Source organism: Streptomyces brasiliensis, from assembly GCF_014647875.1.
Taxonomy (GTDB): domain Bacteria; phylum Actinomycetota; class Actinomycetes; order Streptomycetales; family Streptomycetaceae; genus Streptomyces; species Streptomyces brasiliensis.
The window spans coordinates 45,248-69,786 of the sequence record NZ_BMQA01000028.1 but is presented as its reverse complement, the minus strand read 5'-3'; the positions used below and the strand labels follow the sequence as shown (position 1 = coordinate 69,786).

The 24,539-nt window shown below is 70.6% G+C and carries 16 protein-coding genes, 4 tRNA genes, 1 other RNA gene and 4 pseudogenes; 14 read left to right on the top strand and 11 right to left on the bottom strand.

The genetic code is table 11. The features are described from left to right. Positions 1-86 precede the first annotated feature (86 nt). Positions 87-1,589, bottom strand: a complete 1,503-nt coding sequence (locus tag IEZ19_RS31445; RefSeq protein WP_229841086.1) for an eCIS core domain-containing protein — start codon at positions 1,587-1,589, stop codon at positions 87-89. A 796-nt stretch (positions 1,590-2,385) separates the two neighbouring features. Here IEZ19_RS31445 and IEZ19_RS31440 point away from each other — a divergent pair. After that, positions 2,386-2,749, top strand: a pseudogene (locus IEZ19_RS31440) (tyrosine-type recombinase/integrase); the annotation flags it as partial. A 571-nt stretch (positions 2,750-3,320) separates the two neighbouring features. Here the strand turns inward: IEZ19_RS31440 and IEZ19_RS31435 are convergent. Next, on the bottom strand, positions 3,321-3,542 hold the full coding sequence (locus IEZ19_RS31435) for a hypothetical protein (protein ID WP_189314699.1): 222 nt from the start codon (positions 3,540-3,542) through the stop codon (positions 3,321-3,323). A gap of 268 nt (positions 3,543-3,810) precedes the next feature. Here IEZ19_RS31435 and IEZ19_RS31430 point away from each other — a divergent pair, with 268 nt between their 5' ends. Together IEZ19_RS31430 and IEZ19_RS31425 are read left to right on the top strand one after the other, a co-directional pair. Next, positions 3,811-4,827, top strand: a complete 1,017-nt coding sequence (locus IEZ19_RS31430; RefSeq protein ID WP_189314698.1) for a DNA-directed RNA polymerase subunit alpha — start codon at positions 3,811-3,813, stop codon at positions 4,825-4,827. A 202-nt stretch (positions 4,828-5,029) separates the two neighbouring features. After that, positions 5,030-5,878: pseudogene (locus IEZ19_RS31425) on the top strand (tyrosine-type recombinase/integrase); the annotation flags it as partial. 79 nt (positions 5,879-5,957) lie between these two features. Here IEZ19_RS31425 and IEZ19_RS31420 read toward each other — a convergent pair. Continuing rightward, positions 5,958-6,045 (bottom strand) — tRNA-Ser (locus IEZ19_RS31420). A 73-nt stretch (positions 6,046-6,118) separates the two neighbouring features. Between IEZ19_RS31420 and ffs the strand changes: the two genes are divergently transcribed. From ffs to IEZ19_RS31390, 6 genes are all read left to right on the top strand, one after another. Then, positions 6,119-6,213: signal recognition particle sRNA small type (gene ffs, locus IEZ19_RS31415), an RNA gene on the top strand. Between the two features lie 90 nt (positions 6,214-6,303). After that, entirely contained in the window at positions 6,304-8,544 is a 2,241-nt protein-coding gene (locus tag IEZ19_RS31410; protein WP_189314697.1) for a DNA polymerase III subunit gamma and tau, read from the top strand. A gap of 97 nt (positions 8,545-8,641) precedes the next feature. Further along, on the top strand, positions 8,642-9,895 hold the full coding sequence (gene purD / locus IEZ19_RS31405; RefSeq protein WP_189314696.1) for a phosphoribosylamine--glycine ligase: 1,254 nt from the start codon (positions 8,642-8,644) through the stop codon (positions 9,893-9,895). A gap of 282 nt (positions 9,896-10,177) precedes the next feature. Next, positions 10,178-11,956, top strand: coding sequence for a M48 family metalloprotease (locus IEZ19_RS31400; RefSeq protein WP_189314747.1), 1,779 nt, complete (start codon positions 10,178-10,180; stop codon positions 11,954-11,956). Between the two features lie 129 nt (positions 11,957-12,085). Further along, entirely contained in the window at positions 12,086-13,582 is a 1,497-nt protein-coding gene (locus IEZ19_RS31395; protein ID WP_189314695.1) for a N,N-dimethylformamidase beta subunit family domain-containing protein, read from the top strand. 69 nt (positions 13,583-13,651) lie between these two features. Next, positions 13,652-14,551 (top strand): phosphoribosylaminoimidazolesuccinocarboxamide synthase, encoded by a 900-nt coding sequence (locus IEZ19_RS31390; RefSeq protein ID WP_189314694.1) that lies wholly within the window; start codon positions 13,652-13,654, stop codon positions 14,549-14,551. A gap of 43 nt (positions 14,552-14,594) precedes the next feature. On the opposite strand, the gene IEZ19_RS31385 is transcribed toward IEZ19_RS31390, so the two are convergent. The 7 genes and pseudogenes from IEZ19_RS31385 to IEZ19_RS31355 all read right to left on the bottom strand — a co-directional run bounded on the left by IEZ19_RS31385 (position 14,595) and on the right by IEZ19_RS31355 (position 17,542). Beyond that, positions 14,595-14,670 (bottom strand) — tRNA-Gly (locus tag IEZ19_RS31385). 23 nt (positions 14,671-14,693) lie between these two features. After that, positions 14,694-15,307, bottom strand: a pseudogene (locus tag IEZ19_RS31380) (response regulator). Further along, positions 15,304-15,888: pseudogene (locus tag IEZ19_RS31375) on the bottom strand (sensor histidine kinase); the annotation flags it as partial. The pseudogenes IEZ19_RS31375 and IEZ19_RS31380, both read right to left, overlap by 4 nt. Then, positions 15,885-16,721 (bottom strand): ABC transporter ATP-binding protein, encoded by an 837-nt coding sequence (locus tag IEZ19_RS31370; RefSeq protein ID WP_189314693.1) that lies wholly within the window; start codon positions 16,719-16,721, stop codon positions 15,885-15,887. The gene IEZ19_RS31370 and the pseudogene IEZ19_RS31375, both read right to left, overlap by 4 nt. Before the next feature lie 126 nt (positions 16,722-16,847). Further along, a tRNA-Gly gene (locus IEZ19_RS31365) sits at positions 16,848-16,920 on the bottom strand. Positions 16,921-17,001: 81 nt separating this feature from the next. Then, positions 17,002-17,073 (bottom strand) — tRNA-Gly (locus tag IEZ19_RS31360). Positions 17,074-17,224: 151 nt separating this feature from the next. Further along, complete coding sequence (locus IEZ19_RS31355) at positions 17,225-17,542, bottom strand: histone-like nucleoid-structuring protein Lsr2 (RefSeq protein WP_189314692.1); 318 nt, start codon at positions 17,540-17,542, stop codon at positions 17,225-17,227. A 310-nt stretch (positions 17,543-17,852) separates the two neighbouring features. Here IEZ19_RS31355 and purS point away from each other — a divergent pair, with 310 nt between their 5' ends. Genes purS through purL form a run of 3 tightly spaced genes read left to right on the top strand, consistent with a single transcriptional unit; the run spans position 17,853 to position 21,048 of the window. Beyond that, positions 17,853-18,116 (top strand): phosphoribosylformylglycinamidine synthase subunit PurS, encoded by a 264-nt coding sequence (gene purS, locus IEZ19_RS31350; protein ID WP_189314691.1) that lies wholly within the window; start codon positions 17,853-17,855, stop codon positions 18,114-18,116. Further along, entirely contained in the window at positions 18,113-18,793 is a 681-nt protein-coding gene (purQ, locus tag IEZ19_RS31345) for a phosphoribosylformylglycinamidine synthase subunit PurQ (RefSeq protein ID WP_189314690.1), read from the top strand. The genes purS and purQ overlap by 4 nt, the downstream gene beginning before the upstream one ends. Next, on the top strand, positions 18,790-21,048 hold the full coding sequence (purL, locus tag IEZ19_RS31340; RefSeq protein ID WP_189314689.1) for a phosphoribosylformylglycinamidine synthase subunit PurL: 2,259 nt from the start codon (positions 18,790-18,792) through the stop codon (positions 21,046-21,048). Before purQ ends, purL begins: the two co-directional genes overlap by 4 nt. 56 nt (positions 21,049-21,104) lie before the next feature. Here purL and IEZ19_RS31335 read toward each other — a convergent pair whose 3' ends face one another. Continuing rightward, positions 21,105-22,604, bottom strand: a complete 1,500-nt coding sequence (locus IEZ19_RS31335) for an MFS transporter (protein ID WP_189314688.1) — start codon at positions 22,602-22,604, stop codon at positions 21,105-21,107. Positions 22,605-22,699: 95 nt separating this feature from the next. Here IEZ19_RS31335 and IEZ19_RS31330 point away from each other — a divergent pair, with 95 nt between their 5' ends. Together IEZ19_RS31330 and IEZ19_RS31325 are read left to right on the top strand one after the other, a co-directional pair. Then, on the top strand, positions 22,700-23,338 hold the full coding sequence (locus tag IEZ19_RS31330) for a TetR/AcrR family transcriptional regulator (protein WP_189314687.1): 639 nt from the start codon (positions 22,700-22,702) through the stop codon (positions 23,336-23,338). A 10-nt stretch (positions 23,339-23,348) separates the two neighbouring features. Beyond that, a complete protein-coding gene (locus tag IEZ19_RS31325) occupies positions 23,349-24,146 on the top strand; it encodes a maleylpyruvate isomerase family mycothiol-dependent enzyme (protein ID WP_189314686.1) in 798 nt (265 codons plus the stop codon). Positions 24,147-24,539: the final 393 nt, after the last annotated feature.

Genomic DNA, 24,539 nt, shown 5'->3' with positions numbered 1-24,539 from the left:
GGCCAAGCACCACCAGCTCGGGTTCACGTCTCCAGACGTGGTCGCCTGCCCTGGTCTGACGGTCGCGGGCGTCGCTGAATCGCGGGCTACCTGCGGCTGCCGCCAGCGAGGTACCTCTCGAGCGCCGAAATTTGCCGGCGGTCGTGCCTATGGCGGGGGCGGGGGCGGTCTGCGGAGTCGGGCATGGTGTGGTCCCACATGTGTGACTGGCCGGCCAGTTCGCGAGGGTCGATGGCCGGGCCGGTGGTGTCCATGGTCTGGGTCATGGCTTCGATGTCGACGGTCTGCCGACCGTATGCCAGGTAGTCTCGGCCGTCGGGTTGGAACGGCCTCGCCTCGCGCGTGATTCGGAACTGCCGCGCCTCGGGCGTGCCGACGTTCACGAGGAACGGGAAGTTGAATTCCGCGGCCAGCTTGGGGCTGGAGTTGTTCTGCCACGCGTCAAGGACCACGATGTTGCGGGGATTGTCGGGGCGTCCCACGGCGACGAAGGCGTGGTCGATCGACAGGGAGACGTGCCAGATGCGAACGCCTTCGGGCAGTCGAGCCTTGTTGAGCAGGCAGAAGGCCAAGGCCGCGTGTTCTCCGCAGTTTCCGACGCCAAGGGCGGAGGCTGCGGCCGCGCTCTGGCCCAGGTGCTCCTGGAAGGTCCCCGGCTGTAGCCGGTAGGCGGGATCGCGGACGGCACTGAGCAAGTGCTGCAGGCCGCCGCCGGCGGCAGCCGCGGCCGCGATCTGGTTGGCCGCCCCACGGTGCAGCCGGCTGTGGACCTCCCGCATGACACCGCTGGCGATCGCCAGGAGCCTGGTTGTGGTGGATGAGGCTGGTTGCTGGCTGGACTTGCGAACGCCGTGCCGCTCTGAGTGCCGTGAACTCCCGGAGTGCCCGTGGCCGGGGGCCTGCGAGGACTGCCGGGACCCGCCATAGGGACCCCTGGACGAGGAGTGACCGCGCCCGTCGTACCGGTCCATGTCCACGTCCTCATCATGGGCGGAAGGCCGCGACGACGATTGGTGGTACACGGGCTCGACGTCGATCACCATTGGCTCCATAGACACCTCCTCGTCGTAGTAACTGGAGCCGTACGGTGCCCGCTGGACGGTGGGTGCTCCGGTGACGGCCTCCCCGTATCCGGCCGCGTGGCCAGCGCTGTGCTCGACTGCCCGTTGGGCGACGACGGAGGGCGCGGTCGCCGCACCGGCGTCGAAGAAGGCCCCGTCCCTGTCCGCCTTGTGCTCGGAGGGCTGGTTGGGGTCGGTGACCGTCACCCCTGCACTGTTGGTGTTGCCGGTCTCGTGGGTGCCGTTGAGGTTCTCGTTGACATGGCTCAGCTCGTGACCCATGAGCCTCATGTTCCCGACGGCCTGCGGAGGAGCGAAGATGTGGGCGCCGATCGTCATGGCCTGGGCCCCCATCGCCTCGGTGGCCCGCTGTGCCACCGGATTGTCGTGGAGACGAGCGAGGGAGAGGTTGCGGTTCTGGAAGAACGACGTCGCCGCCGCGATCAGGGGCGCGGGTAGCGGGCGGCTCGGTGATGCCTTGGCTTTGTCGAGCAGGGCTCGCTGACCGGCTGGGCTGCTGTCCGCCACGGCCTCGTGGCCGTGGGCGTGTGCCTCGTTCCGGGGTGCTGGACCGGCGAACTGGTCCTGCGCGGCACGCCGCTGGACGGGGGATCCCTCTGCGTGGTGCCCGCATGCGGGGCCGTGCTGATGTGTGTCCTGAGCCCAGGGATGACCGTTCTGGCGGAGCATCTGGACGGTCGCCGTGTTTCCGGCGTCGGCCTGCAAACCGAGGAGCCCTTGAGCGGCGGGCCTGGCGGAAGCAACTCTGGGCCGATCGGAGCCGCGCCCATGCTCAGTGTTGTTGCCTTGGTCTCGGTATGTGACCATATGCGCTCCTGTGCGGTCGAAGTGAGGCAATCTGCATTCAGCGTCGGGCGGGATAGCAGGCGGATTCCAGGTGTTCGGGGGCAGAGCTGACGGCCGAACGGGCACAGAACCAGTGCCGCAGGAGGCGCCGTTGGGGCCACTGGGGCTTACCGTGTCGGTCGGAGCGCAGTCCGGGAAGACGCATGTGATGCCGGACTCGCCGGGTGCGGCGTCGTCGCACCGGACATCCATCCAGACATCCACGGGCACCGTGACGCCGAACAGGCCAGTACCTGGCCCTGGCCCGACTCCGACACACCTGGCCCCCCACCAGGTGTTGTTGAGCTTGTCGCCGGCCTGGTCAGGCTTGTGGCCCGGGTGGGCACGGGAGGCCCCCAGCTGGCCGGTCCGACCGCGGCGCGCTTGGAGAAGTGGTGCCTCCCCCAGAGCGGTTCGGGCGGTGCGATGAGCCTGGTGAGGCGACGAAGGCTCGGCGCGTCAGCCCGGTAAGCCATGGCGCAAGGCGGCCGGCGACCTATGGCTCGAGTCGGACTACGTGTTCACCAAGTCGCTGGGTGGCCCACTGAGCCCGAACACGGACTACCACGACTGGAAGCGGCTGCTGGAAGACGCGGGGGTTCGGAACGGTCGGCTGCACGACGCCCGGCACACGGCCGCCGCCGCTCATGCTGCTCGGTGTCCCGGACCGCGTCATTGATCAGATCATGGGGTGGGAGCCGGGCACCTCCGCAAGCATGCGGGCCCGGTACCTCCGCGTGCCGGACGCCGTGCTCAAGGACGTGGCCCGGAAGATCGCCGATGCGATCTGGGGACCCCCGGAGACACCCGCTGTGGACAAAGACCAGGACAACGAGGTCTGAGACAACGTCGAAGGGCCCCACCGTGAGGTGGGGCCCTTCGACATCGTGCCCGGTGAGGCACTGGCGGAGGATACGAGATTCGAACTCGTGAGGGGTTGCCCCCAACACGCTTTCCACCTGTGTTGGTGGGGTGCTGGGCTGTGTGCAGGAGCGTTCACCTGCGTTCGTGGGCGGCTTGCCTACGGGAAGGGACCGGCACAGGGTCTCGGCTGAACGACGGTGAACGGGGCTGAATGAGACGGGAACTGAGACGGTCGCACTCCTCACCGCAGCACCGGCGACGGCCCGCGGCCAGCTGTCGAAGCCACCGTTACTCGTGGAGCTAAGCTGCCTTGGGTCGCGCCGCACGCATGCCTGAGGCGGGCTCCTGTGCATCCTCGAGCACGAAGGTCTCGTCTTCCCCGAAGTCCGGGGCCTGGAAGGGGTTTGTCGTCGGAGGCGGCGATGCCGCAGTGGCACAGCGGGGTTGCCCTTCCAGGGCGGAGAACAGCGACGTCAGATCGATGAGAGGTCTCCCTTTCGTTGCAGGTCCCTGAAGGGGCCTGGCGTGCCGTGACCGGGCACAGCGGTCCTACAGCTTGGTCATCTTGGCGTACGGGCTCAAGATCCGCATTTGTGCCGAGCCGAAATCCACGAGCGCCGCGATTCCGTCCTCGATGCCGATCACCCGGCCGAGGCCGTACATGTCGTGTGTGACCTGGTCGCCCACGGCGAAGTGCTTGGGAACCGGCGTGACCGGGGCCTTAAAGGGGCTGGTAGGCAAATGACGCTTCGGTGCAGCAGGCTTTGTCATCGCCCCCCAGTATGCATCTACGAACTGCACTGGTGGCCGACTCTCAGGGGCAGGAGTACTGATCGTTGGACTCCACTCCTGCAAGAGCTGAGCCTGCCGTCCGCCGAAGTGCCGCCGCGTCTGAGGCACGGCCTGCCTGAGGATCCGGGCGGTACCTCCCCATATATGGTCGTACCGCCCGTACTCTTGCAGTATCCGCATTCTTCAGGGTGCGGCCTGGTCGGGTGTCATATTGCGGGCGCCCACGACTGAAGGATCTGATCCACACATGCTGATCGCTCAGCGTCCCTCGTTGACCGAAGAGGTCGTCGACGAGTTCCGCTCCCGGTTCGTGATCGAGCCGCTGGAGCCGGGCTTCGGCTACACCCTCGGCAACTCCCTGCGCCGTACCCTCCTGTCGTCGATCCCCGGCGCTGCTGTCACCAGCATCCGCATCGACGGCGTCCTGCACGAGTTCACCACCGTGCCGGGCGTCAAGGAGGACGTCACCGACCTGATCCTCAACATCAAGCAGCTGGTCGTCTGCTCGGAGCAGGACGAGCCGGTCGTGATGTACCTGCGCAAGCAGGGCCCGGGTCTGGTCACCGCCGCCGACATCGCGCCCCCGGCCGGTGTCGAGGTGCACAACCCCGACCTCGTCCTCGCCACGCTCAACGGCAAGGGCAAGCTCGAGATGGAGCTGACCGTCGAGCGCGGTCGCGGCTACGTCTCCGCCGTGCAGAACAAGCAGGTGGGCCAGGAGATCGGCCGTATCCCGGTCGACTCCATCTACAGCCCCGTGCTCAAGGTCACCTACAAGGTCGAGGCCACGCGTGTCGAGCAGCGCACCGACTTCGACAAGCTGATCGTCGACATCGAGACCAAGCAGGCCATGCGCCCGCGCGACGCCATGGCGTCCGCCGGCAAGACCCTGGTCGAGCTGTTCGGTCTGGCGCGTGAGCTCAACATCGACGCCGAGGGCATCGACATGGGTCCGTCCCCGACGGACGCCGCCCTCGCCGCCGACCTGGCGCTGCCGATCGAGGAGCTGGAACTCACCGTCCGCTCCTACAACTGCCTCAAGCGTGAGGGCGTCCACTCGGTGGGTGAGCTCTTGGCGCGCTCCGAGGCGGACCTGCTTGACATCCGCAACTTCGGTGCGAAGTCGATCGACGAGGTCAAGGCGAAGCTGGCCGGCATGGGCCTGACGCTCAAGGACAGCCCGCCCGGATTCGACCTGACCGCCGCCGCCTTCGACGCGGACGATAACGGGAGCACGGGTTTCATGGAGACCGAGCAGTACTGAACGCTGCGCCGGGTCGCAGGGGAGCCAGGAAAGCAGAGGAGCCAGCGATGAGCAACGGCCGACCGCACCCGGCTCCCCGAGGGCCCACCGGCGGAGATGCAGACGCCCAAGCCCTCCAAGCCTGATCAACCAGCCGCCATTTTTATCTTGCCTTACTCCCTGTCCCCCCGGGTGCGGCCGAGCCGCCTGACACGCTGTGCCCCGGATGCAGGAGTCCGGGAGTTCCGCCGGCACTGCCCATCACATTCACCGCACCGTCCGGACTGCCCTCGGAGAAGCCGTGCGACGCGGGCACATCCCGACCAACGCGGCCGAGATCGCCAAGGCTCCGCGGCTCGAAGAGGAGGACATCGAGCCGTTCACGATCGAGGAGGTACAGAGCCTCCTCGTGGAGGCGGCCAAGGTCCGCAACAGCGCTCGTTGGGTCGTCGCCCTGGCCTTCGGCCTCCGCCAAGGGGAAGCGCTCGGGCTCCACTGGGAAGACGTCGGCCTGAACGCCGGGTACGTCCGCATCCGCAAGAACCGGCTCCGCCCCAAGTACGCCCACGGCTGCGGAGACGATCCGTGCGGCCGGAAGGCCGGCCACTGCCCTCAGAAGCAGCAGATCCGCCGCGAGCACAAGTCCACCAAGTCCCGTGCCGGACGTCGAACGGTCGGTCTGCCGGATCCGCTGATCAAGCTCCTCCGCCATCACCAGGAGGTGCGGGAGAAGGAGAGGAGCGCGGCCGGTGCCGACTGGGAGGACAAGGGGTACGTCTTCGCCTCCCTGACCGGCGGGCCCCTGAGCCCGAACACCGACTTTCACGTCTGGAAGCGGCTGCTTCGAGACGCGGGCGTTCGGGACGGCCGTCTCCGTGACGCTCGCCACACCGCCGCGACCGTGCTTCTGATCCTCGGCGTCCCTGACGTCGTGGTCGACGCGATCATGGGGTGGGAGCCTGGGGGAGCGGCCCGGATGCGCGCCCGGTACATGCACGTCACTGGAACGATGCTGCGGAAGGTCGCTCAAGAAGTCGGCGATGCTCTCTGGGAGCCGCCGAAGACCAAGTGAGACGGAAACTGAGACGGACAACGTCGAAGGGCCCCGCCGCGAACGGTGGGGCCCTTCGACATCGTGCCCGGTGAGGCACTGGCGGAGGATACGAGATTCGAACTCGTGAGGGGTTGCCCCCAACACGCTTTCCAAGCGTGCGCCCTAGGCCTCTAGGCGAATCCTCCGCCGGAAACATTACATGACCGAGAGGAGTGCTCGCGAACTCGTTCCCACCTGCCGCTATCAGGTACTCTGTGCGGAGCCCCTCACGCGGCGCTATCTGACTGAACTCCCCCAGGGCCGGAAGGCAGCAAGGGTAGGTCGGCTCTGGCGGGTGCGTGGGGGGCGTCTGCATTTCCTGGAGGTTTCCTGGAGGAACCAGGACATCCGGGTACGGGCGACGGCGGAGTCCGTTGTCAGTGGACGCCTATAACCTCGTATGCGTGTCGTCTCTCGCGCTGTACCGCCGCTATCGCCCGGAGACCTTCGCGGAGGTCATCGGGCAGGAGCATGTCACCGACCCGCTGCAGCAGGCGCTGCGGAACAACCGGGTCAACCACGCGTACCTGTTCAGCGGGCCGCGTGGGTGCGGGAAGACCACCAGCGCGCGCATCCTGGCCCGCTGTCTGAACTGCGAGCAGGGGCCTACGCCCACGCCCTGCGGCGAGTGCCAGTCCTGCCGGGATCTCGCCCGGAACGGACCCGGTTCCATCGACGTCATCGAGATCGACGCGGCCTCCCACGGTGGTGTGGACGACGCCCGTGAGCTGCGTGAGAAGGCCTTCTTCGGGCCCGCGGGCAGCCGGTACAAGATCTACATCATCGACGAGGCCCACATGGTCACGTCGGCCGGCTTCAACGCCCTGCTCAAGGTCGTCGAGGAGCCGCCCGAGCATCTCAAGTTCATCTTCGCCACCACAGAGCCCGAGAAGGTCATCGGGACCATTCGGTCGCGCACCCACCACTACCCGTTCCGGCTCGTGCCTCCAGGGACGCTTCGCGACTACCTCGGCGAGGTGTGCCAGAAGGAGAACATCCCGGTCGAGGACGGTGTGCTCCCGCTCGTCGTGCGCGCCGGCGCCGGATCCGTGCGTGACTCCATGTCCGTCATGGACCAGCTGCTCGCCGGTGCCGGGGCCGATGGTGTGACGTATGCCATGGCCACCTCGCTCCTCGGGTACACCGAAGGGTCACTGCTCGACTCCGTCGTCGAGGCCTTCGCCACCGGTGACGGAGCCGCCGCCTTCGAGGTCGTGGACCGCGTGATCGAGGGGGGCAACGATCCCCGGCGCTTCGTCGCCGACCTGCTCGAACGGCTGCGGGATCTGGTGATCCTCGCCGCTGTGCCCGACGCCGTGGACAAGGGACTCATCGACGCCCCCGCCGACGTGCTCGAGCGCATGCAGGCCCAGGCCGGCATCTTCGGCGCCGCCGAGCTCAGCCGCGCCGCCGACCTCGTCAACGAGGGCCTCACGGAGATGCGCGGCGCCACCTCGCCCCGCCTCCAGCTCGAACTCATCTGCGCCCGCGTCCTGCTCCCCGCGGCCTACGGCGACGAGCGCTCCGTCATGGCCCGCCTCGACCGCCTCGAGCGCGGCATCAACTTCTCCGGCGCCGCGAGCGCCCCCGCCATGGAGTACGTCCCCGGTCCCGACGCGCACGCCCCCCAGATGCCGGCCGGCGGCGGCCCCGCTGCGGCGCGCGCGGCCGTTCGGGGTCCGGGCGGCGGTGGGGCTGCTCCGGGGGCCACGGCCCCTGCTCCTCCGGCTCCTTCCGCTCCCGCTGCTGCGGCTCCTGGAGCTACGGCCCCCGGCGCGCCCGGTGCCGGGCCGGCCAGCGAGGGCAACGGTCCCGCCGGGCCCGTCAGCGGTGGCCTGCCTTCCACCCCTGCCCAGCCCCCGGCCCCGGCCGCTCCCCAGACTCCGCCCCCCTCCGCCGGTCCGGCCCCGGGCGCCTGGCCCACCGCCGCCCCCGCGGGCAGTGGCCGTCGGCCGGGCGGCTGGCCCACGGCCGCCCCCGCAGGCAGCGGACAGTCACAGCCGGCACCCCAGACACCCGCGCCCGCGCCCACGCCCGCGACCCCGGCACCGTCCGCGCCCCCCACCCCCGGCGGCCTCGACCCCCGCATGCTCTGGCCGAACATCCTCGAAGCCGTCAAGAACCGCCGCCGCTTCACCTGGATCCTGCTCAGCCAGAACGCCCAGGTCGCCGGTTTCGACGGCACCACGCTCCAGCTGGGCTTCGTGAACGCCGGCGCACGCGACAACTTCGCGAGCAGCGGCAGCGAGGACGTGCTGCGGCAGGCGCTGGCCGAGCAGTTCAACGTGCAGTGGAAGATCGAGGCGATCGTCGACCCGTCGGGCGGCTCGGCCCCGGCACCCGCCGGCGGCTCCTCGACGTACGCGGGCGGCGGCAACAGCTACACCGCACCCTCCCCCACCCCCGTACAGCGTCCGGCCGCTCCTCAGCCGACCGCGCCCGCACCCGCCGCACCGCCCGCGCCCCCGACAGCAGCGCCCCAGGCCCCCCGGCCGGCCGCCGCCCCGGAACCGCCCCCGGTCGCCCCCGAGGACGACATCCCCGAGGACGACGACCCGGACCTCGACGAATCGGCCCTCTCCGGCCACGAACTCATCGTCAAGGAGCTGGGCGCGACGGTGGTGGAGGAGTTCACCAACGAATAGCCGACGAGCGGGCGACCAAGCCGCCGGCGCGCTGTGGAGGAACCCACAGCCTCCCCGCCCCCCGGCCTTCGTATCCAACGCCAGCTAGGCTGACCCCGTGAAGGTCCTCGTCATCGGCAGCGGCGCCCGCGAACACGCCCTGTGCCGCTCCCTGTCCCTCGCCCCCGACGTCACCGCGCTGCACTGCGCCCCCGGCAACGCCGGCATCGCCGAGGTCGCCGAGCTGCACCAGGTCGACGCCCTGGACGGCGCCGCCGTGACCGCGCTCGCCACGCGGCTCGGCGCCGATCTGGTCGTCGTCGGCCCGGAGGCCCCGCTGGTCGCCGGGGTCGCCGACGCCGTGCGTGAGGCGGGCGTCCCGGTGTTCGGCCCCTCGAAGGAGGCCGCGCAGCTAGAGGGGTCCAAGGCCTTCGCCAAGGACGTGATGGCCGCGGCCGGGGTGCCCACCGCCCGGTCGTACGTCTGCACCACCGAGGACGAGGTCGCCGAGGCGCTCGACGCCTTCGGTGCGCCGTACGTCGTCAAGGACGACGGTCTCGCCGCGGGCAAGGGCGTCGTGGTCACGCAGGACATCGAGGCCGCCAGGGCGCACGCGGCGGGCTGCGAGCGCGTCGTCATCGAGGAGTTCCTCGACGGCCCCGAGGTGTCCCTGTTCGCGATCACCGACGGCCGTACGGTCGTCCCGCTCCAGCCCGCGCAGGACTTCAAGCGCGCCCTGGACGGCGACGAGGGCCCGAACACCGGCGGCATGGGTGCCTACTCCCCGCTGCCCTGGGCCGACCCGAAGCTGGTCGACGAGGTCCTGGAGACGGTGCTCCAGCCGACCGTCGACGAGATGCGCCGCCGCGGCACCCCCTTCTCCGGCCTGCTCTACGCCGGTCTCGCGATCACGAGCCGCGGCGTCCGCGTCATCGAGTTCAACGCCCGCTTCGGCGACCCGGAGACCCAGGTGGTCCTTGCCCGCCTGAAGACGCCGCTGGCCGGCGTGCTGCTCGCCGCCGCGACGGGCACCCTCGACGACCTCGAGCCGCTGCGCTGGAGCGACGACGCCGCGGTCACCGTGGTCGTCGCCTCGCACAACTACCCCGGTACCCCGCGCACCGGCGACCCGATCACCGGCCTCGACGCGGTGGCCGCCGAGGACGCCCCGCACGCCTACGTCCTGCACGCCGGGACCAGGCGCGACGGCGACGCGATCGTCAGCGCCGGTGGCCGCGTCCTCTCGGTCACGGCGACCGGCACGGACCTGATGCAGGCCCGCGAACGCGCGTACGAGGCCGTCGCCCGAATCGGTCTCGAGGGCTCCCAGCACCGTACGGACATCGCGGCGAAGGCGGCCGCCGGCGTGTAGCGGACGCCCCCTCTCACCTGCACCCGGGCCCCGGAGAAATCCGGGGCCTGATCTTTGCCGTCCGTCATCCACCTCTGACCAAAGCCATTCCATCGAGTGAGCGAAGCGCTCATCCGGCTGACGACGGCCGGGGCCCCAACTAGGGTGCGGCGCAAGCGTTCCGGCACTTGGCCCACCGGCATTGCGATGTCACCTGCGGGTGCCACAGTGGGGGAGTGAGCAACGCCAGGACAGAGCCAGGAGCCAGGACAGCGAGGGGGTGACCTCCGGATCGTGACCGGGATGGGAGTGGAGGCGGGTGCGCAGGCCGCGCGCTCCCGCGCCCTCGCCGTGCTGCGGGTGCGCGGCCGGGCGCTGGCCGTCGCGCTGCTGCCCGCGGCCGCCGCCGTGATCCTGCTGGCGGGCGGCACCACCGGACATCTGGTCGGCGGCGCCTGGGACGTCGCCCGGGGGACCGTCAGCGCGGTCGCCGTGCTGGTGCTGCTGGCCGCCGCGGGCATCGCCCTGGTCGTCGCCCGCGCCCGCCCCGCCGTCAGCCCGACGGTCCCGATCGCCGAGGAGTCCGCCCCGGACCTGTACCGGATGGTGCGCGACCTCGCCGACCGCCTCGACGTCCCGGCGCCCTCCGCCATAGCGCTCACCCCGGACTGCGACAGCTGGCTGGAGGACCGCACCCACCCGGCGCACGGCCCGCCCGCGCCGGAGAGCGGCGACGAACTGGCGGGTCCGGGGCGGCGCCCCCACCGCCGTACGCCGACCGCGCCCGTCCTGGTCATCGGCTCCCCGTTCCTGTGGTGGATGCGCATCGGCGAACTGCGCGCGGTCCTGGCCCCGGTCGTCGCCGGTACGGGACCCTCGGCGCACCCGGACATAGCGGCTGCCCGCCGTTTCGTACGGGGCCTCGACGCGGCCGTCGCCGTGACCTCGGAACCCGGCCGCGACCCCGTCTCCCGCACGGTGCTCGCGGGCGTCGGCTGGGTGACCCGGCTGCTGCTGCGCGGCTGCCGCGTGCACGCGGCCGAGATGGAACGGGGCGTGGCCGCGGCGGCGGCCGAGCGTGCACAGGCTGTGGACTACGGCCTCAGGATCGTCGCCCAGGAACAGGTCGGGCTGGCGTACGCCGGCTGGGACCGGCTGCTGACCCGCGTCGCGCTGCCCGCCTGGCGGATGGGCCGCTGGCCGTCGCGGCTGGACGCCGGTGTCGTCGCGGCGCTCACCGAGCTGTCCCGGCGCGACCGGCTGGCCGAGGGCTTCGCCTCCCGCCTGGGCGAGCGCCCCGCCTGTGACCTGCTCGAGGAGCCCGGCACGGTGGACGAGGCCGCCTCGCTGCTCGCTGCCCGCCTCTTCCACGGCGGCCCCGCCGAGCACGGTCCGGACTGGGCGCCGGTGGACTGGCAGGAGTACCCGGAGGAGGTCGTCGACCGGAAGTGGCGCACCGACGCGGCCCGTCTCCACCGCGTCCTGAACTCCCTCGGCGTACGCCCCACGGCCGGCACGACGACCCGCGACCCCGGCGGACCCACACTGGCGCGGGTCCTCGACCACCTGTCGTCGACACCGGACGAGCCGGACACCGAAGCGACCGAACCTACGGACACCTCCGTCCCCTGCGCCGGCTCCACCGAAGGCCTCGCCCCGGCCCCCGACCGCAGCACCACCCTCGCCGCCGGTCTCAGCGCCGAACTCGCCCGCGAGGAAGCCACCACCGCACGCCGCGCCGGCATACCCCGATCGGCCTCCGCCGTCCCCGGCCAGGGCACCGGCACACCCCTCTGGGACGACGGCGCCCTCCCCCTCTTCCCGCTCCAGCCCCCGCGCACCGCACGCGAACTCCTCGCCGATCACGTCACGGCGATGGTCTGCTGCGCCGCCATGGACACGGCCGGAGCCGCCCCCGGCCTCGACTGGCTCGACGGCCCGTCCCTGCTGCTCAACGGCGAGCGAGCCGCCGATCTGCCCTCACGCGTCCTCAGCCTGACCGAGGACGGAGACCCCGCCCCGCTCCGCGCCTGGCTGATCGCGTCGGGCATACGCCCGGAGAAGCCGGTACGCCTCGTGTGACCGGAGTCATCGATTCCACTTTGAGTCAATTCGCAACGAGTAGTGACCGTGCGCGTGCGGAATGTGATGTGCTGGGACCGTTCGCGCACACGGCAAGGGCTTACGGGGGAACGAGGGAGGGGAGCGACCATGACCTCGGAACAGATCCGCCGCTGGGAGTCGGGAGCACTCGCGCACGCAGTCACCGACCCCTTCGGCCAGGGCCCTGTCCCCTGGCTGCGCGGAAGCGAGACGTACTTCGACGACACCGGCCACGTCGTGCCCTGGTACGTGGACGCGAGCCGGCCGCAGCTCGCGCACGAGAACGCCCGCGTCCCCGGACCCCGCGCCGCCGGCGGCGGCCCCCGCTCGGCCGACGACGTCCACCGCCAGATCAAGGGGTTCACCTCGACCGGCGCGGTCGCACCCGGCGAGGCCGTCGACTTCCACATCACCGTCGACCCGCCCCAGCAGTTCGGCGTGGACATCTACCGCATCGGCCACTACGGCGGCGACGGCGCCGCCAAGATCGCCACCAGCCCCCGGTTGTCGGGCATCGTCCAGCCCCCGCCGCTGACCGCCGACCGCACGGTCTCCTGCCACCACTGGTGGCTGTCCTGGCGGCTGCAGGTCCCGTCGTACTGGAGCATCGGCGCGTACGTCGCCGTCCTCACCACCGCCGACGGCTACCGCTCCCACATCCCCTTCACGGTCCGCGACAACCACCCCGCCGACCTGCTTCTGCTGCTGCCCGACGTCACCTGGCAGGCCTACAACCTCTACCCCGAGGACGGCCGCACCGGCGCCAGTCTCTACCACGCCTGGGACGAGAAGGGCCGGCTGCTCGGCGAGGCCGACGCGGCGACCACGGTCTCCTTCGACCGGCCGTACGCGGGCGCGGGCCTGCCCCTGCACGTCGGCCACGCCTACGATTTCATCCGCTGGGCCGAGCGCTACGGCTACGACCTCGCCTACGCCGACGCCCGCGACCTGCACGCCGGCCGCCTCGACCCCACCAGGTACCGCGGCCTGGTCTTCCCGGGCCACGACGAGTACTGGTCCGCCCAGATGCGCCGCAACGCCGAGCTGGCCCGCGAGAACGGCACCTCGCTGGTGTTCCTCTCCGCCAACACCATGTACTGGCAAGTGGAGTTGGGCCCCGCCCCCTCCGGCGTCCCGGACCGTCTGCTCACCTGCCGCAAGCGCAAGGGCCCGGGGCGCCCGGTGCTCTGGCGCGAGATCGACCGCCCCGAGCAGCAACTGGTCGGCATCCAGTACGCGGGCCGTGTGCCCGAGCCGTCGCCGCTGGTCGTGCGCAACGCGGGGCACTGGCTGTGGGAGGCGACCGACGCGGCCGAGGGCGACGAGATCGAGGGCCTGGTCGCGGGCGAGGCGGACCGTTACTTCCCGCGTACCGCGCTCCCCGACCACGAGGAACGCATCCTGCTCGCCCACTCCCCCTACACCGACAACGACGGCGTCCTGCGCCACCAGGAGACGTCCCTCTACCGCGCCCCCTCCGGCGCTCTGGTTTTCGCGTCCGGAACCTTCGCCTGGTCACCGGCCCTGGACCGCCCCGGCCACGTGGACCCCCGTATCCAGCGCGCGACCGCCAACCTGCTGGATCGAATCTGCAAACGCGACTGACCCGCTGTCGTCGGCGTGTGTCCGATACGGGAGAATCGACTTACTTGGACAGAACCACGGGGAGGAACCGTGTCCGGATTCGTCGAAAAGCCCGAACCCATCCAGGTTCCGGGTCTGGTGCATCTGCACACCGGCAAGGTGCGCGAGCTGTACCAGAACGAGGCGGGCGACCTCGTGATGGTCGCCAGCGACCGTATGTCGGCCTACGACTGGGTGCTGCCCACCGAGATCCCCGACAAGGGCCGCGTCCTGACCCAGCTGTCCCTGTGGTGGTTCGACCAGCTCGCCGACCTCGTGCCCAACCACGTCGTCAGCACCGACCTTCCCGCGGGCGCCCCCGCCGACTGGGCCGGCCGCACGCTGCTCTGCAAGTCGCTGCGGATGGTCCCGGTCGAGTGCGTGGCCCGCGGCTACCTCACCGGCTCCGGCCTGGTCGAGTACAACGAGTCCCGCACGGTCTGCGGCCTCGCGCTCCCGGAGGGCCTCGTCGACGGCTCCGAGCTGCCCGCCCCGATCTTCACCCCGGCCACCAAGGCCGAGGTCGGCGAGCACGACGAGAACGTGACCTACGAGGAGGTCGCCCGCCAGGTCGGCGCGGACACCGCCGCCCAGCTGCGCCAGACGACCCTCGCCGTCTACCACCGCGCCCGCGACATCGCGCGCGAGCGCGGCATCATCCTCGCGGACACCAAGTTCGAGTTCGGCTTCGACGGCGAGACCCTCGTTCTCGCCGACGAGGTCCTCACCCCGGACTCCTCCCGTTTCTGGCCGGCCGACCAGTGGCAGCCGGGCCGGGCGCAGCCGTCGTACGACAAGCAGTTCGTCCGTGACTGGCTGACCTCGGCCGAGTCCGGCTGGGACCGCAAGAGCGAGCAGCCTCCGCCGCCGCTGCCGCAGGAGGTCGTCGACGCGACCCGGTCGAAGTACGTGGAGGCGTACGAGCGCCTGACCGGTATGAGCTGGTCGTAGAACACGAGAAAGGCCCCGGTCGGGATGACCGGGGCCTTTGCTGTGGAGCGGACGACGAGGCTCGAACTCGCGACCTCAACCTTGGCAAGGTTGCGCTCTACCAACTGAGCTACGTCCGCATTGCACCGTGGCGCGAGGCCAACTATACCCAACCTCGCTCCCGCGCGAGACGCACCGCGGTATGCCGGTTCTCGGCACCGAGTTTTGTGACGGCGGACGAGAGGTAGTTGCGCACGGTCCCCGGGGACAGCGAGGCCCGCTCGGCGATCTCCGCGACCGGTGCCCCGTCGGCGGCCAGCTCCAGCACCTCCGCCTCCCGGGCGGTCAGCGGGGAGTCCCCGGCGGAGATCGCGTCGGCGGCCAACTCGGGGTCGATGTACCGGTGTCCGGCGTGCACGGTACGGATGATCTCCGCGAGGCGCTGGGCGCTGACCGTCTTCGGGACGAACCCGCGCACACCCCCGCGAGCGCGCGCTTCAGATGCCCTGGACGCCCGTGCCCGGTGACGATCAGCACCTGGCAGTCCGGGAGTTCGGCCCGCAGGGATGTGGTGACCGTCACACCGTCCGCGCCCGGCATCTGGAGGTCCAGGACCGCCACGTCGGGCCGGTGGGCCCGCGCCATGGCGAGCGCTTCGGGCCCGGTCGCCGCCTCCGCGACGACGGCGAGATCGTCCTCCAGGGACAGCAGCGCGGCGAGCGCACCCCGGATCAGATGCTCGTCGTCGGCGAGCAGCAGTCGTACCGGCGACGTCATGAAGTGACCTCACTCACAGCGGCCTTCGCCAGCGGCACCCGCGCCACCAGCCGGAACCCGTCCTTCCCGAAGGGCCCCGCCTCGAGGGTCCCGTCCACGACGGCCAGCCGCTCCCGCAGCCCGGCGAGCCCCGAGCCCCCGCCCGCGACAGCGTCCCCACCCTGGCCGGAACCCTCACTCCCGACGGCCCTTCCGTCCTGGCTCTCGGAGCCGACGACGCCGTCGTTCTCCACCGTCAACACCACACGCCCCTCCCGCATCCGCAACCCCACCCGGCACTCCACCGCGTCCCCGTGCCGCAGCACGTTCGTGGTCGCCTCCTGCACCACCCACGCGAGCGCCGACTGCACCCCGGCGGGCAGGCCGGCCGCGTCCCCCGTCACCTCGCACCGAATCCCGGCCGCGTTCAACACTCCCTGCGCTCCGGCGAGTTCGACTCCGAGGTCGGCCTCGCGGTAGCCGCGTGCGACGTCCCGCACCTCGCGCTGCGACTCCTGCGCGATGCGCTGCGCCTCGACCATCTGCTCCACCGCCTCCGGCCTGCCGCGCCGCGCGAGCTGTACGGCGAGTTCGCTCTTCAGACCAGCAGCCCGGTGGCCGCCCGTTGCAGCTCTCTGGTGTGCAGGCGTACGACACTCCCCGTGACCTCGTGATCGCACACCCCGAGTGCGGCGAGCGGCGGCAGGTCGCCGACGAAATAGCCCTCGGGGAGTCCGAAGGAGATCCGCGAGGGCCGGTCCGCGGTGACCTCGGCCGGGGTTCCGGCGGTCGCGATGCGCCCCTCGTGCAGGATCGCGAGCCGGTCGGCGAGCCCCTCGGCCTCCTCCAGGTAGTGCGTGGTCAGCAGCACGGTCGTGCCGCCGTCGCGCAGCGCCCGCACCAAGTCCCAGGTGTCCCGGCGTCCTTCGGCGTCGAGCCCGGTCGTCGGCTCGTCCAGGAACAGCACCTCGGGCTCGCCGAGCAGCGCGAGCGCCAGGTCGAGGCGGCGCCGCTCACCCCCGGACAGCTGCTTGACCCGCACTCCGGCCCTGCCGGTGAGCCCGACGAGGGCCAGCGCCTCGCGCTCCGGCCGGGCTCCGCTCGTACAGCCCGCCCACAGCCGGACGGTCTCGGTCACAGTCAGCTCGGAGGGGAAGCCGCCCTCCTGGAGCATCACGCCGGTGCGTGGGCGTACGGCGGCCCGCTCCCGGTGGGGATCGTGGCCGAGGACGCGCACCCGGCCGCCGGACGGCGGCGCGAGCCCCTCCAGCAGTTCGACCGTCGACGTCTTCCCGGCGCCGTTGGTGCCCAGCAGCGCGAAGATCTCCCCGCGGGCGACGGAGAAGTCGATCCCGCGCACGGCCTCGAACCCGCCCCCGTACACACGCCTCAGACCGGTGACCTCGATCACGTGCTCGTGTTCGTCGTTGTCCATGCCTTCAGCGTCCCGGCGGCCGGGTCCCGGCAGCAGTGCGCGGTGTCATCACCCGGCATAACAAATGTCAGTGGGGAGCGCGGACAACGAAAAGACCCCGGTCCGATGGACCGGGGTCTCATCCCGAGCGGACGACGAGGCTCGAACTCGCGACCTCAACCTTGGCAAGGTTGCGCTCTACCAACTGAGCTACGTCCGCATTGCCCCCGACCGGCTCCCACCGATCGGTGCGAGCACCAGCCTACCTGATCCACAAGAGTGGTCCGGACGGCGGTGCCAGAGCGGGTGACAGGAATTGCACACTGCGCCTTCCCCCTGGAAGGGGGATGTTCTACTACTGAACTACACCCGCATGTACTCCGTGGACCTCGGCCTTTCGGCCTTGCCCCTCGGCGTGCTCCAGACATTAGCTGATCAGCAGGGGGGTAGCGCAAGTCGGTTGGACTCAGGGCCCGCTGACGGACCCTGAGGACCCCGCGCCGCGACCGCCGTCACGGCCGCCGTCACTGCGCCGCGCTGAACGCCTCGTAGACCTTCTTGGGGATCCGGCCGCGCGCGGGCACGTCCATCTTGTTCGCCTGGGCCCAGGCGCGCACCGCCGCCGGGTCGGGGGCCACCTCCGTCTGGCGGTACGCCTTGCCCGACCTCGCCCGCTTGCGGCCGGCCGCCACGTACGGCTCGAGGGCCTTACGCAGTTTCTTGGCATTGGCTCGATTCAGGTCGATCTCGTACGACTTGCCGTCGAGTCCGAAGGCGATCGTTTCCGCCGCTTCCGAGCCGTCGATGTCGTCAAAGAGAGTGACCACGACCTTCTGCGCCACGAATATCGGTCCCTTCGTACGGCACTTCATACAGCTCATCTGCGATGACGTGCCGAGTATCGGCTATTGCCAATTCATTTGTACAGTGCTCGGCAATGCAATGTGAAGCCCGACTAAATCCTTCCGCGTGTCCGACCGCAATAGGTATCGGGAGGTGACCGAGGATCTTTCCCGGAAATTTTCACGAACGCACCCCTCCGGCCGCCGGATCGTGACGGCAGTCACGTAGGTTCCTACAACTCTACCCGCGTAGAAATTTTGTGCGGGTAGTCTGAAGGAACCTGCTCAGCACCACACACCGGGAGTGCCAGTGGCACGCGTCGTAGTCGACGTCATGCTCAAGCCGGAGATCCTCGACCCCCAGGGCCAGGCGGTCCAGCGTGCGCTGCCGCGCCTGGGTTTCGAAGGCATCTCCGATGTACGTCAGGGAAAGCGTTTCGAACTGGAAGTTGACGGGCCGGTCGACGAGGCCACGCTCACCCGCATCCACGATCTTGCGGAATCCTTCCTCGCCAACACCGTGATCGAGGACTTCACCGTCAAGGTGGAGGAAGTCGCGGAGGCGGCCAAGTGACCGCTCGTATTGGCGTCGTCACTTTCCCGGGGAGTCTCGACGACCGGGACACCCGGCGTGCGATCCGTCTCGCCGGCGCCGAACCGGTCGCCCTCTGGCACAAGGACAAGAACCTCCACCAGGTCGACGCCGTGGTGCTGCCCGGCGGTTTCTCCTATGGCGACTATCTGCGCGCCGGGGCCATCTCCCGCTTCTCGCCGGTGATGGAGACCGTCATCGAGCAGGCGAAGGCCGGACTTCCGGTCCTCGGCATCTGCAACGGCTTCCAGGTCCTCACCGAGGCCCACCTGCTCCCGGGCGGGATGCTCGGCAACGACCATCTGCACTTCATCTGCCGCGACCAGAAGCTGCGGGTGGAGAACGCGGACACCTCCTGGACCAGCGACTACACCGCCGGCCAGGAGATCCACATCCCGCTGAAGAACATGGACGGGCGGTACGTCGCCGACTCGTACACCCTCGACAAGCTCGAGGCCGAGGGCCGGGTCGCGTTCCGCTACGTCGACTTCAACCCGAACGGCTCGCTGCGGGACATCGCCGGCATCACCAACGAGGCAGGCAACGTCGTCGGCCTCATGCCGCACCCCGAGCACGCCGTCGAGCCGCTGATCGGTACGGGTCGTACCGACGGCCTCCCGTTCTTCACCTCGATCCTCAAGAAGCTGGTCAACGTATGAGCCGGACGCCACTGGACACGGTCGAGCACGCGGCCGCGACCCCCGACGTCGAGCTGCCCTGGGCCGAACTCGGGCTGAAGAAGGACGAGTACGAGCGGGTCGTCGAGATCCTCGGCCGCCGGCCCACCGGTGCCGAGCTGGCGATGTACTCCGTCATGTGGTCCGAGCACTGCTCGTACAAGTCCTCCAAGGTCCACCTCCGCCAGTTCGGCGAGAAGGCCCCGCAGTCCGACGCGCTGCTCGTCGGCATCGGTGAGAACGCCGGTGTCGTGGACGTCGGCCAGGGCTACGCGGTGACCTTCAAGGTCGAGTCGCACAACCACCCGTCGTACGTGGAGCCCTACCAGGGCGCCGCGACCGGCGTCGGCGGCATCGTGCGCGACATCATCGCGATGGGCGCGCGCCCGGTCGCCGTCGTCGACCCGCTGCGCTTCGGCGCGGCCGACCACCCCGACACCAAGCGCGTCCTGCCGGGTGTCGTCGCCGGCATCGGCGGCTACGGCAACTGCCTCGGCCTGCCCAACATCGGCGGCGAGGTCGTCTTCGACGCCTGCTACCAGGGCAACCCGCTGGTCAACGCCGGTGCCATCGGTGTGATGCGGCACGAGGACATCCACCTCGCCAAGGCGTCCGGTGCGGGCAACAAGGTCGTCCTGTACGGCGCCCGGACCGGCGGCGACGGCATCGGCGGCGCGTCGATCCTCGCCTCCGAGACCTTCGACGACGCGAAGCCCTCCAAGCGCCCCGCCGTCCAGGTCGGCGACCCCTTCCAGGAGAAGCTCCTCATCGAGTGCACCCTGGAGGCCTTCAAGGAGAAGCTGGTCGTCGGCATCCAGGACCTCGGCGCGGCCGGTCTGTCCTGCGCCACGTCCGAGCTGGCCTCGAACGGCTCCGGCGGTATGCGCGTCACCCTGGACGACGTCCCGCTGCGCGACTCGACGCTCTCGCCCGAGGAGATCCTCATGAGCGAGTCGCAGGAACGCATGTGCGCGGTCGTCGAGCCGGAGAAGGTCGCCCGCTTCCTGGAGATCTGCGAGAAGTGGGACGTCATCGCCACCGTCATCGGTGAGGTGACCGACGGCGACCGCCTCGAGATCTACTGGCACGGCGGCAAGATCGTCGACGTCGACCCGCGCACCGTCGCGCACGAGGGCCCGGTCTATGAGCGCCCGTACGCCCGCCCGGACTGGCAGGACGCGCTCCAGGCCGACGACGCGAACAAGCTTTCCCGACCCGCCACGTCGGAGGAGCTGAAGAGCCAGGTCCTGAAGCTGGTCGGCTCGCCCAACCAGGCCTCCAAGAAGTGGATCACCTCGCAGTACGACCACTTCGTGCAGGGCAACACCGTCCTCGCCCAGCCCGAGGACTCCGGCATGATCCGGGTCGACGAGGAGAGCGGCCTCGGTGTCGCCATCGCGACGGACGGCAACGGCCGGTACGCCAAGCTCGACCCGTACACGGGCGCCCAGCTGGCGCTCGCCGAGGCCTACCGCAACGTGGCGACGACCGGTGCCAAGCCGCTCGCCGTCTCGGACTGCCTGAACTTCGGTTCGCCCGAGGACCCGGCGGTGATGTGGCAGTTCGCGGAGGCCGTGCGCGGACTGGCCGACGGCTGCCTGCAGTTGGGCACCCCGGTCACCGGCGGCAACGTCTCGCTCTACAACCAGACGGGCGAGGCGGCCATCCACCCGACCCCGGTCGTCGCGGTCCTCGGCGTCATCGACGACGTGGCCCGGCGCACGCCGGTCGCCTTCCAGGAGGACGGCCAGCTGCTGTACCTCCTCGGCGACACGCGCGAGGAGTTCGGCGGCTCGGCCTGGTCGCAGGTGATCCACGACCACCTCGGCGGCCTGCCTCCGAAGGTCGACCTGGAGCGTGAGCGGCTGCTGGGCGAGATCCTGATCTCGGCCTCCCGCGACGGCATGATCGACTCCGCGCACGACCTGTCCGACGGCGGTCTGATCCAGGCGGTCGTCGAGTCCGCGCTGCTCGGCGGCAAGGGCGCGCGGCTCGTCGTACCGGACGGGCTCGACGCGTTCACCTTCCTCTTCTCCGAGTCGGCGGGGCGCGCGGTCGTCGCCGTGCCGCGCTCCGAGGAGGTCCGCTTCAACGACATGTGCGGTGCCCGTGGCCTGCCGGTCACCCGCATCGGTGTCGTCGACGGCGACGCGGTGGAGATCCAGGGCGAGTTCGCGCTGTCCCTGAACGAGCTGCGCGAGCTCCACGAGGGCACGATCCCGGCGCTGCTGGCCTGACGACGGCAGTCGTACGACACCGAAGGCCCCGCCCGTTCCGACGGGCGGGGCCTTTCTTACGCGGCGACGGACTGTTTCGCGGTGTCCGGGGTGAGCGGTTCGGGCCGGGAGCGGGGCAGCCGCAGGGCGAGCAGCGCGGCCAGGGCCATCACCCCGGCGCCACACCAGAACACCACGCTGGTCGCGTCCACGAAGGCGTGCACGCCCTCGGCACGGGCCGGGCCGGTGAGCCGGGCGAGGGCGGTGACGTCGCCGCCCGGGCCGTGACCGGTGTACAGGCGGGTCAGGATCGTGCCGAAGAGGGCGGTGCCCAGGGCGTTGCCGAGGGTCTGGAAGTAGCGGATCGACGTGGTGGCGACCCCGAGCCGGTGGCGGGGTGCCGCGTCCTGGACGAGCAGGATCAGCTGGCCGAGCAGCTGCCCGAACCCGGCGCCGGCCAGCAGGAGTTCGACGCGGATCAGCCAGAGCGAGGTGTCCGGCGCGGTCGTCGTCGCGAACAGGACGAACACGAGCGCCGTGGTCGCCGTACCGCAGATGGTGAACGTCCGGGTCGTCCAGCCGCGTTTGCCGAGCGGACCGGCCAGTAGTCCGGTGGCCGACAGGCCGGCCGCCATCGGGAGCAGATACAGGCCCGCGGAGGAGCTGGCGATGCCGCGGACGACCTGGAGATAGATGAGCACGTAGTAGATGACGCCCGTCATCGCGGCGCCCATGATCGCCTGGATGGCGAAGCCGAGGCGCAGTTCGCGGACGCGGAACAGGGACAGCGGCAGGACCGGTTCGGCGGCCCGAAGCTGCCGCCGCAGGAACAGGGCGAGCGCCACCGCCGCCGTGCCGATCAGGGTGAGGACCTCCGGCGAGGACCAGGCGTACGTCTTGCCGCCCCAGTCGGTGACCAGCAGGAGTGCGCAGGAGAACGCGGCGGCGAGCGCGGCGCCGGCGAAGTCGAGCGGGCGGCGCACAGGGCGTTCGGGAAGCTTCAGGGCGACCGCGGAGGCGACCAGGACGACGAGGCCGACGGGCAGGTTGACGTAGAAGATCCAGCGCCAGCTCGCGTGGTCGGCGAGCAGTCCGCCGATCCAGGGGCCGACGGCCATGGCGCCGCCGGCGACGAGCCCGCCCACGTTGCTGCCGTTGCGGCTCCCCTTGTCGTCCGCGCGTTCCTCCCGCGGGGTCCTGAGGTGGGCGATCACCACCATCGTCACGCTCATCAGCCCGCCGCCGCCCAGTCCCTGCACCACGCGGGCCGCGATGAGCTGGTCCATCGACTGTGCGGCGCCGCACAGCGCGGAGCCGAGCAGGAACGTGGCGATGGCGCCCGTGAAGACGCGCTTGGGCCCGTAGACGTCGCACAGCTTCCCGTACAGCGGCAGCAGCGCGGCCGAGGCGAGGGCGAACGCGCTGACCAGCCAGGGGATCTTGTCGATGCCGTGCTCGGGGTCGAGGTCCCGGACGATCGGGACGGTAGCCGCGGACACGATCTGTAGGTCCAGGACGGCCAGCACGATCGTGAGGAGGCAGACGAGGAAGCCGATACGGCGCTGGGTCTCGGTCATGGCCACCACCCTGGCCGGACGCCTGTACTGAGTCAATATTTTTGCTCGGACTATTTTTCATCTTGGCATAGATTTCGTCTTGGTACAGTGAGCGCATGGCTGAGGCGATGGGGCTGCGCGAGCGCAAGAAGCTGCAGACGGCGCAGCGGATCTACCGGATCGCTGTGCAGTTGTTCGTCGAGCGGGGCTTCGACAACGTCTCGGTGCAGGAGATCGCCGATGCCGCCGAGGTCTCGAAGATGACCGTCTTCAACTACTTCGGTACGAAAGAGGACTTGGTCTTCGGCCCCGCCGAGGGGCATTTCGGCGACGCGGCCCGCGCCGTGCGCGAGCGGGCCCCGGGAGAGTCCGCCGCGGATGCCGTACGACGCCAGTTCCTGGAGATGGTCGAGGCGCGTGACGCCTCCGTCGGACTGCACCGTGAGCCGTTCGCCCGACAGGTGTACCAACTAGTGCTGAACACCCCGGTGTTGATGGAGCGTGCGTTCCTCGCCTCGCAGAAGGGCACCCGGGAACTCGCCGCGCTGCTCGCCGAGGAGACCGGCGACCGCACCCTCGCGCTGATCGCCGCCGCCACGCTGAACGCCGCCCGCAGCGCCCTGATCGAGGAGCACCACCGGCGCCTCGACGCCGGCGAGAGCCCCGACGAGATCGCGGCGGAGGCCCCCGAACGCTCCCGGCAGGCCTTCGAACTGATCGAAAAGGGCCTGAAGGGATACGCCGTGAAGTCCTAGGCTCGCGCTCATGACCCCGGCCAAGAAGCGCACCCGGACCTACGACCCCGCCAGGACCCGCACCGCAGTCCTGGCCCAGCTCGGCAACGTGCGCGACGCCGTCCGCACCCTCACCCCCGAGCAGCTCGCCCTTCCCTCACGGCTGGGCGAGTGGACCGTACGGGACCTGGTCGCGCACATCGGCATGGCGGTCACGGCGATCGGCCGCGCCCTCGACCTGCCGGAACCGCCCGGGCAGGACGCCCGGCTCACCGACTGGCCCTTCGCGACGTCGGCCAACTCGGCGGCGATCGACGAATTCGCCCGCGGCCTGTCCGCACGGCACCCCGACCTCGTCGCGTATCTCACGGACGCCGAGGAGGGTCTCGTACGGCAGCTCGACGAGCACCCCGGCACCCGGATCCTGCAGACCAACGCGGGGGCTCTGCCGCTCGCCGACTATCTCGTCACCCGTGCCGTCGAACTCGTCGTCCACACCGACGACCTGAACGCCGCCGTGCCCGGCCTCGACGTGCCGTACGACCGTCAGGCCCTCGCCGCCGCGACCCGGCTCCTCGCCGACGCGCTCGCCATGAAGGCCCCTGGAGGCTCGACGGAGGTGCGCGTCCCGCCGTACGCAGTGGTGCAGTGCGTCGAGGGCCCCCGGCACACCCGCGGCACCCCGCCCAACGTCGTCGAGACCGACCCGCTCACCTGGATCCGTCTCGCCACCGGCCGCCTGACCTGGAAGGACGCCCTGAACGAGGCGAAGGTGGCGGCAAGCGGAGAAAGGGCCGACATCGGGGGGCTGCTGCCACTGATGGCGTAGGCCGTGGAGGAAGGGGGCGGCGGCACGGGGTGCCCGGGGAGGGCGCCGGTCGGGCGCGGTGTCTGGGAGGGGAACCGGTCGGGTGCGGTGGCCTGGGAGGGGGGCCGGCCGCGCGGAGTCGATCGGCAGGGGAAACCTGCCGCGCGGGGCCGCCCGGGAGGCGAACCTGCCGGCGCGGTCCCCCGGGAGGGGAACCGGTCGGGCGCGGTGTCTGGGAGGGGAACCGGTCGGGTGCGGTGGCGGGAGGCGAACCTGCCGGCGCGGTCCCCCGGCAGGGGAACCGGTCGGGCGCGGTCCCTGGGAGGCGAGCCTGCCGGGTGCGGTGGCCCGGAAGACGAATCGGCTGCACGCGGTCCCCCGGGAGGGGAACCGGTCGGGCGTGGTGGCGCGGAA

Bases quoted from the DNA above. Each gene is read 5' to 3' on its own strand.
- IEZ19_RS31435 (WP_189314699.1), bottom strand. From the start codon at position 3,542: ATGACAAAGCCTGCTGCACCGAAGCGTCATTTGCCTACCAGCCCCTTT.
- IEZ19_RS31430 (WP_189314698.1), top strand. From the start codon at position 3,811: ATGCTGATCGCTCAGCGTCCCTCGTTGACCGAAGAGGTCGTCGACGAG.
- IEZ19_RS31400 (WP_189314747.1), top strand. From the start codon at position 10,178: ATGGGAGTGGAGGCGGGTGCGCAGGCCGCGCGCTCCCGCGCCCTCGCC.
- IEZ19_RS31395 (WP_189314695.1), top strand. From the start codon at position 12,086: ATGACCTCGGAACAGATCCGCCGCTGGGAGTCGGGAGCACTCGCGCAC.
- IEZ19_RS31370 (WP_189314693.1), bottom strand. From the start codon at position 16,721: ATGGACAACGACGAACACGAGCACGTGATCGAGGTCACCGGTCTGAGG.
- purL (WP_189314689.1), top strand. From the start codon at position 18,790: ATGAGCCGGACGCCACTGGACACGGTCGAGCACGCGGCCGCGACCCCC.
- IEZ19_RS31335 (WP_189314688.1), bottom strand. From the start codon at position 22,604: ATGACCGAGACCCAGCGCCGTATCGGCTTCCTCGTCTGCCTCCTCACG.
- IEZ19_RS31330 (WP_189314687.1), top strand. From the start codon at position 22,700: ATGGCTGAGGCGATGGGGCTGCGCGAGCGCAAGAAGCTGCAGACGGCG.
- IEZ19_RS31325 (WP_189314686.1), top strand. From the start codon at position 23,349: ATGACCCCGGCCAAGAAGCGCACCCGGACCTACGACCCCGCCAGGACC.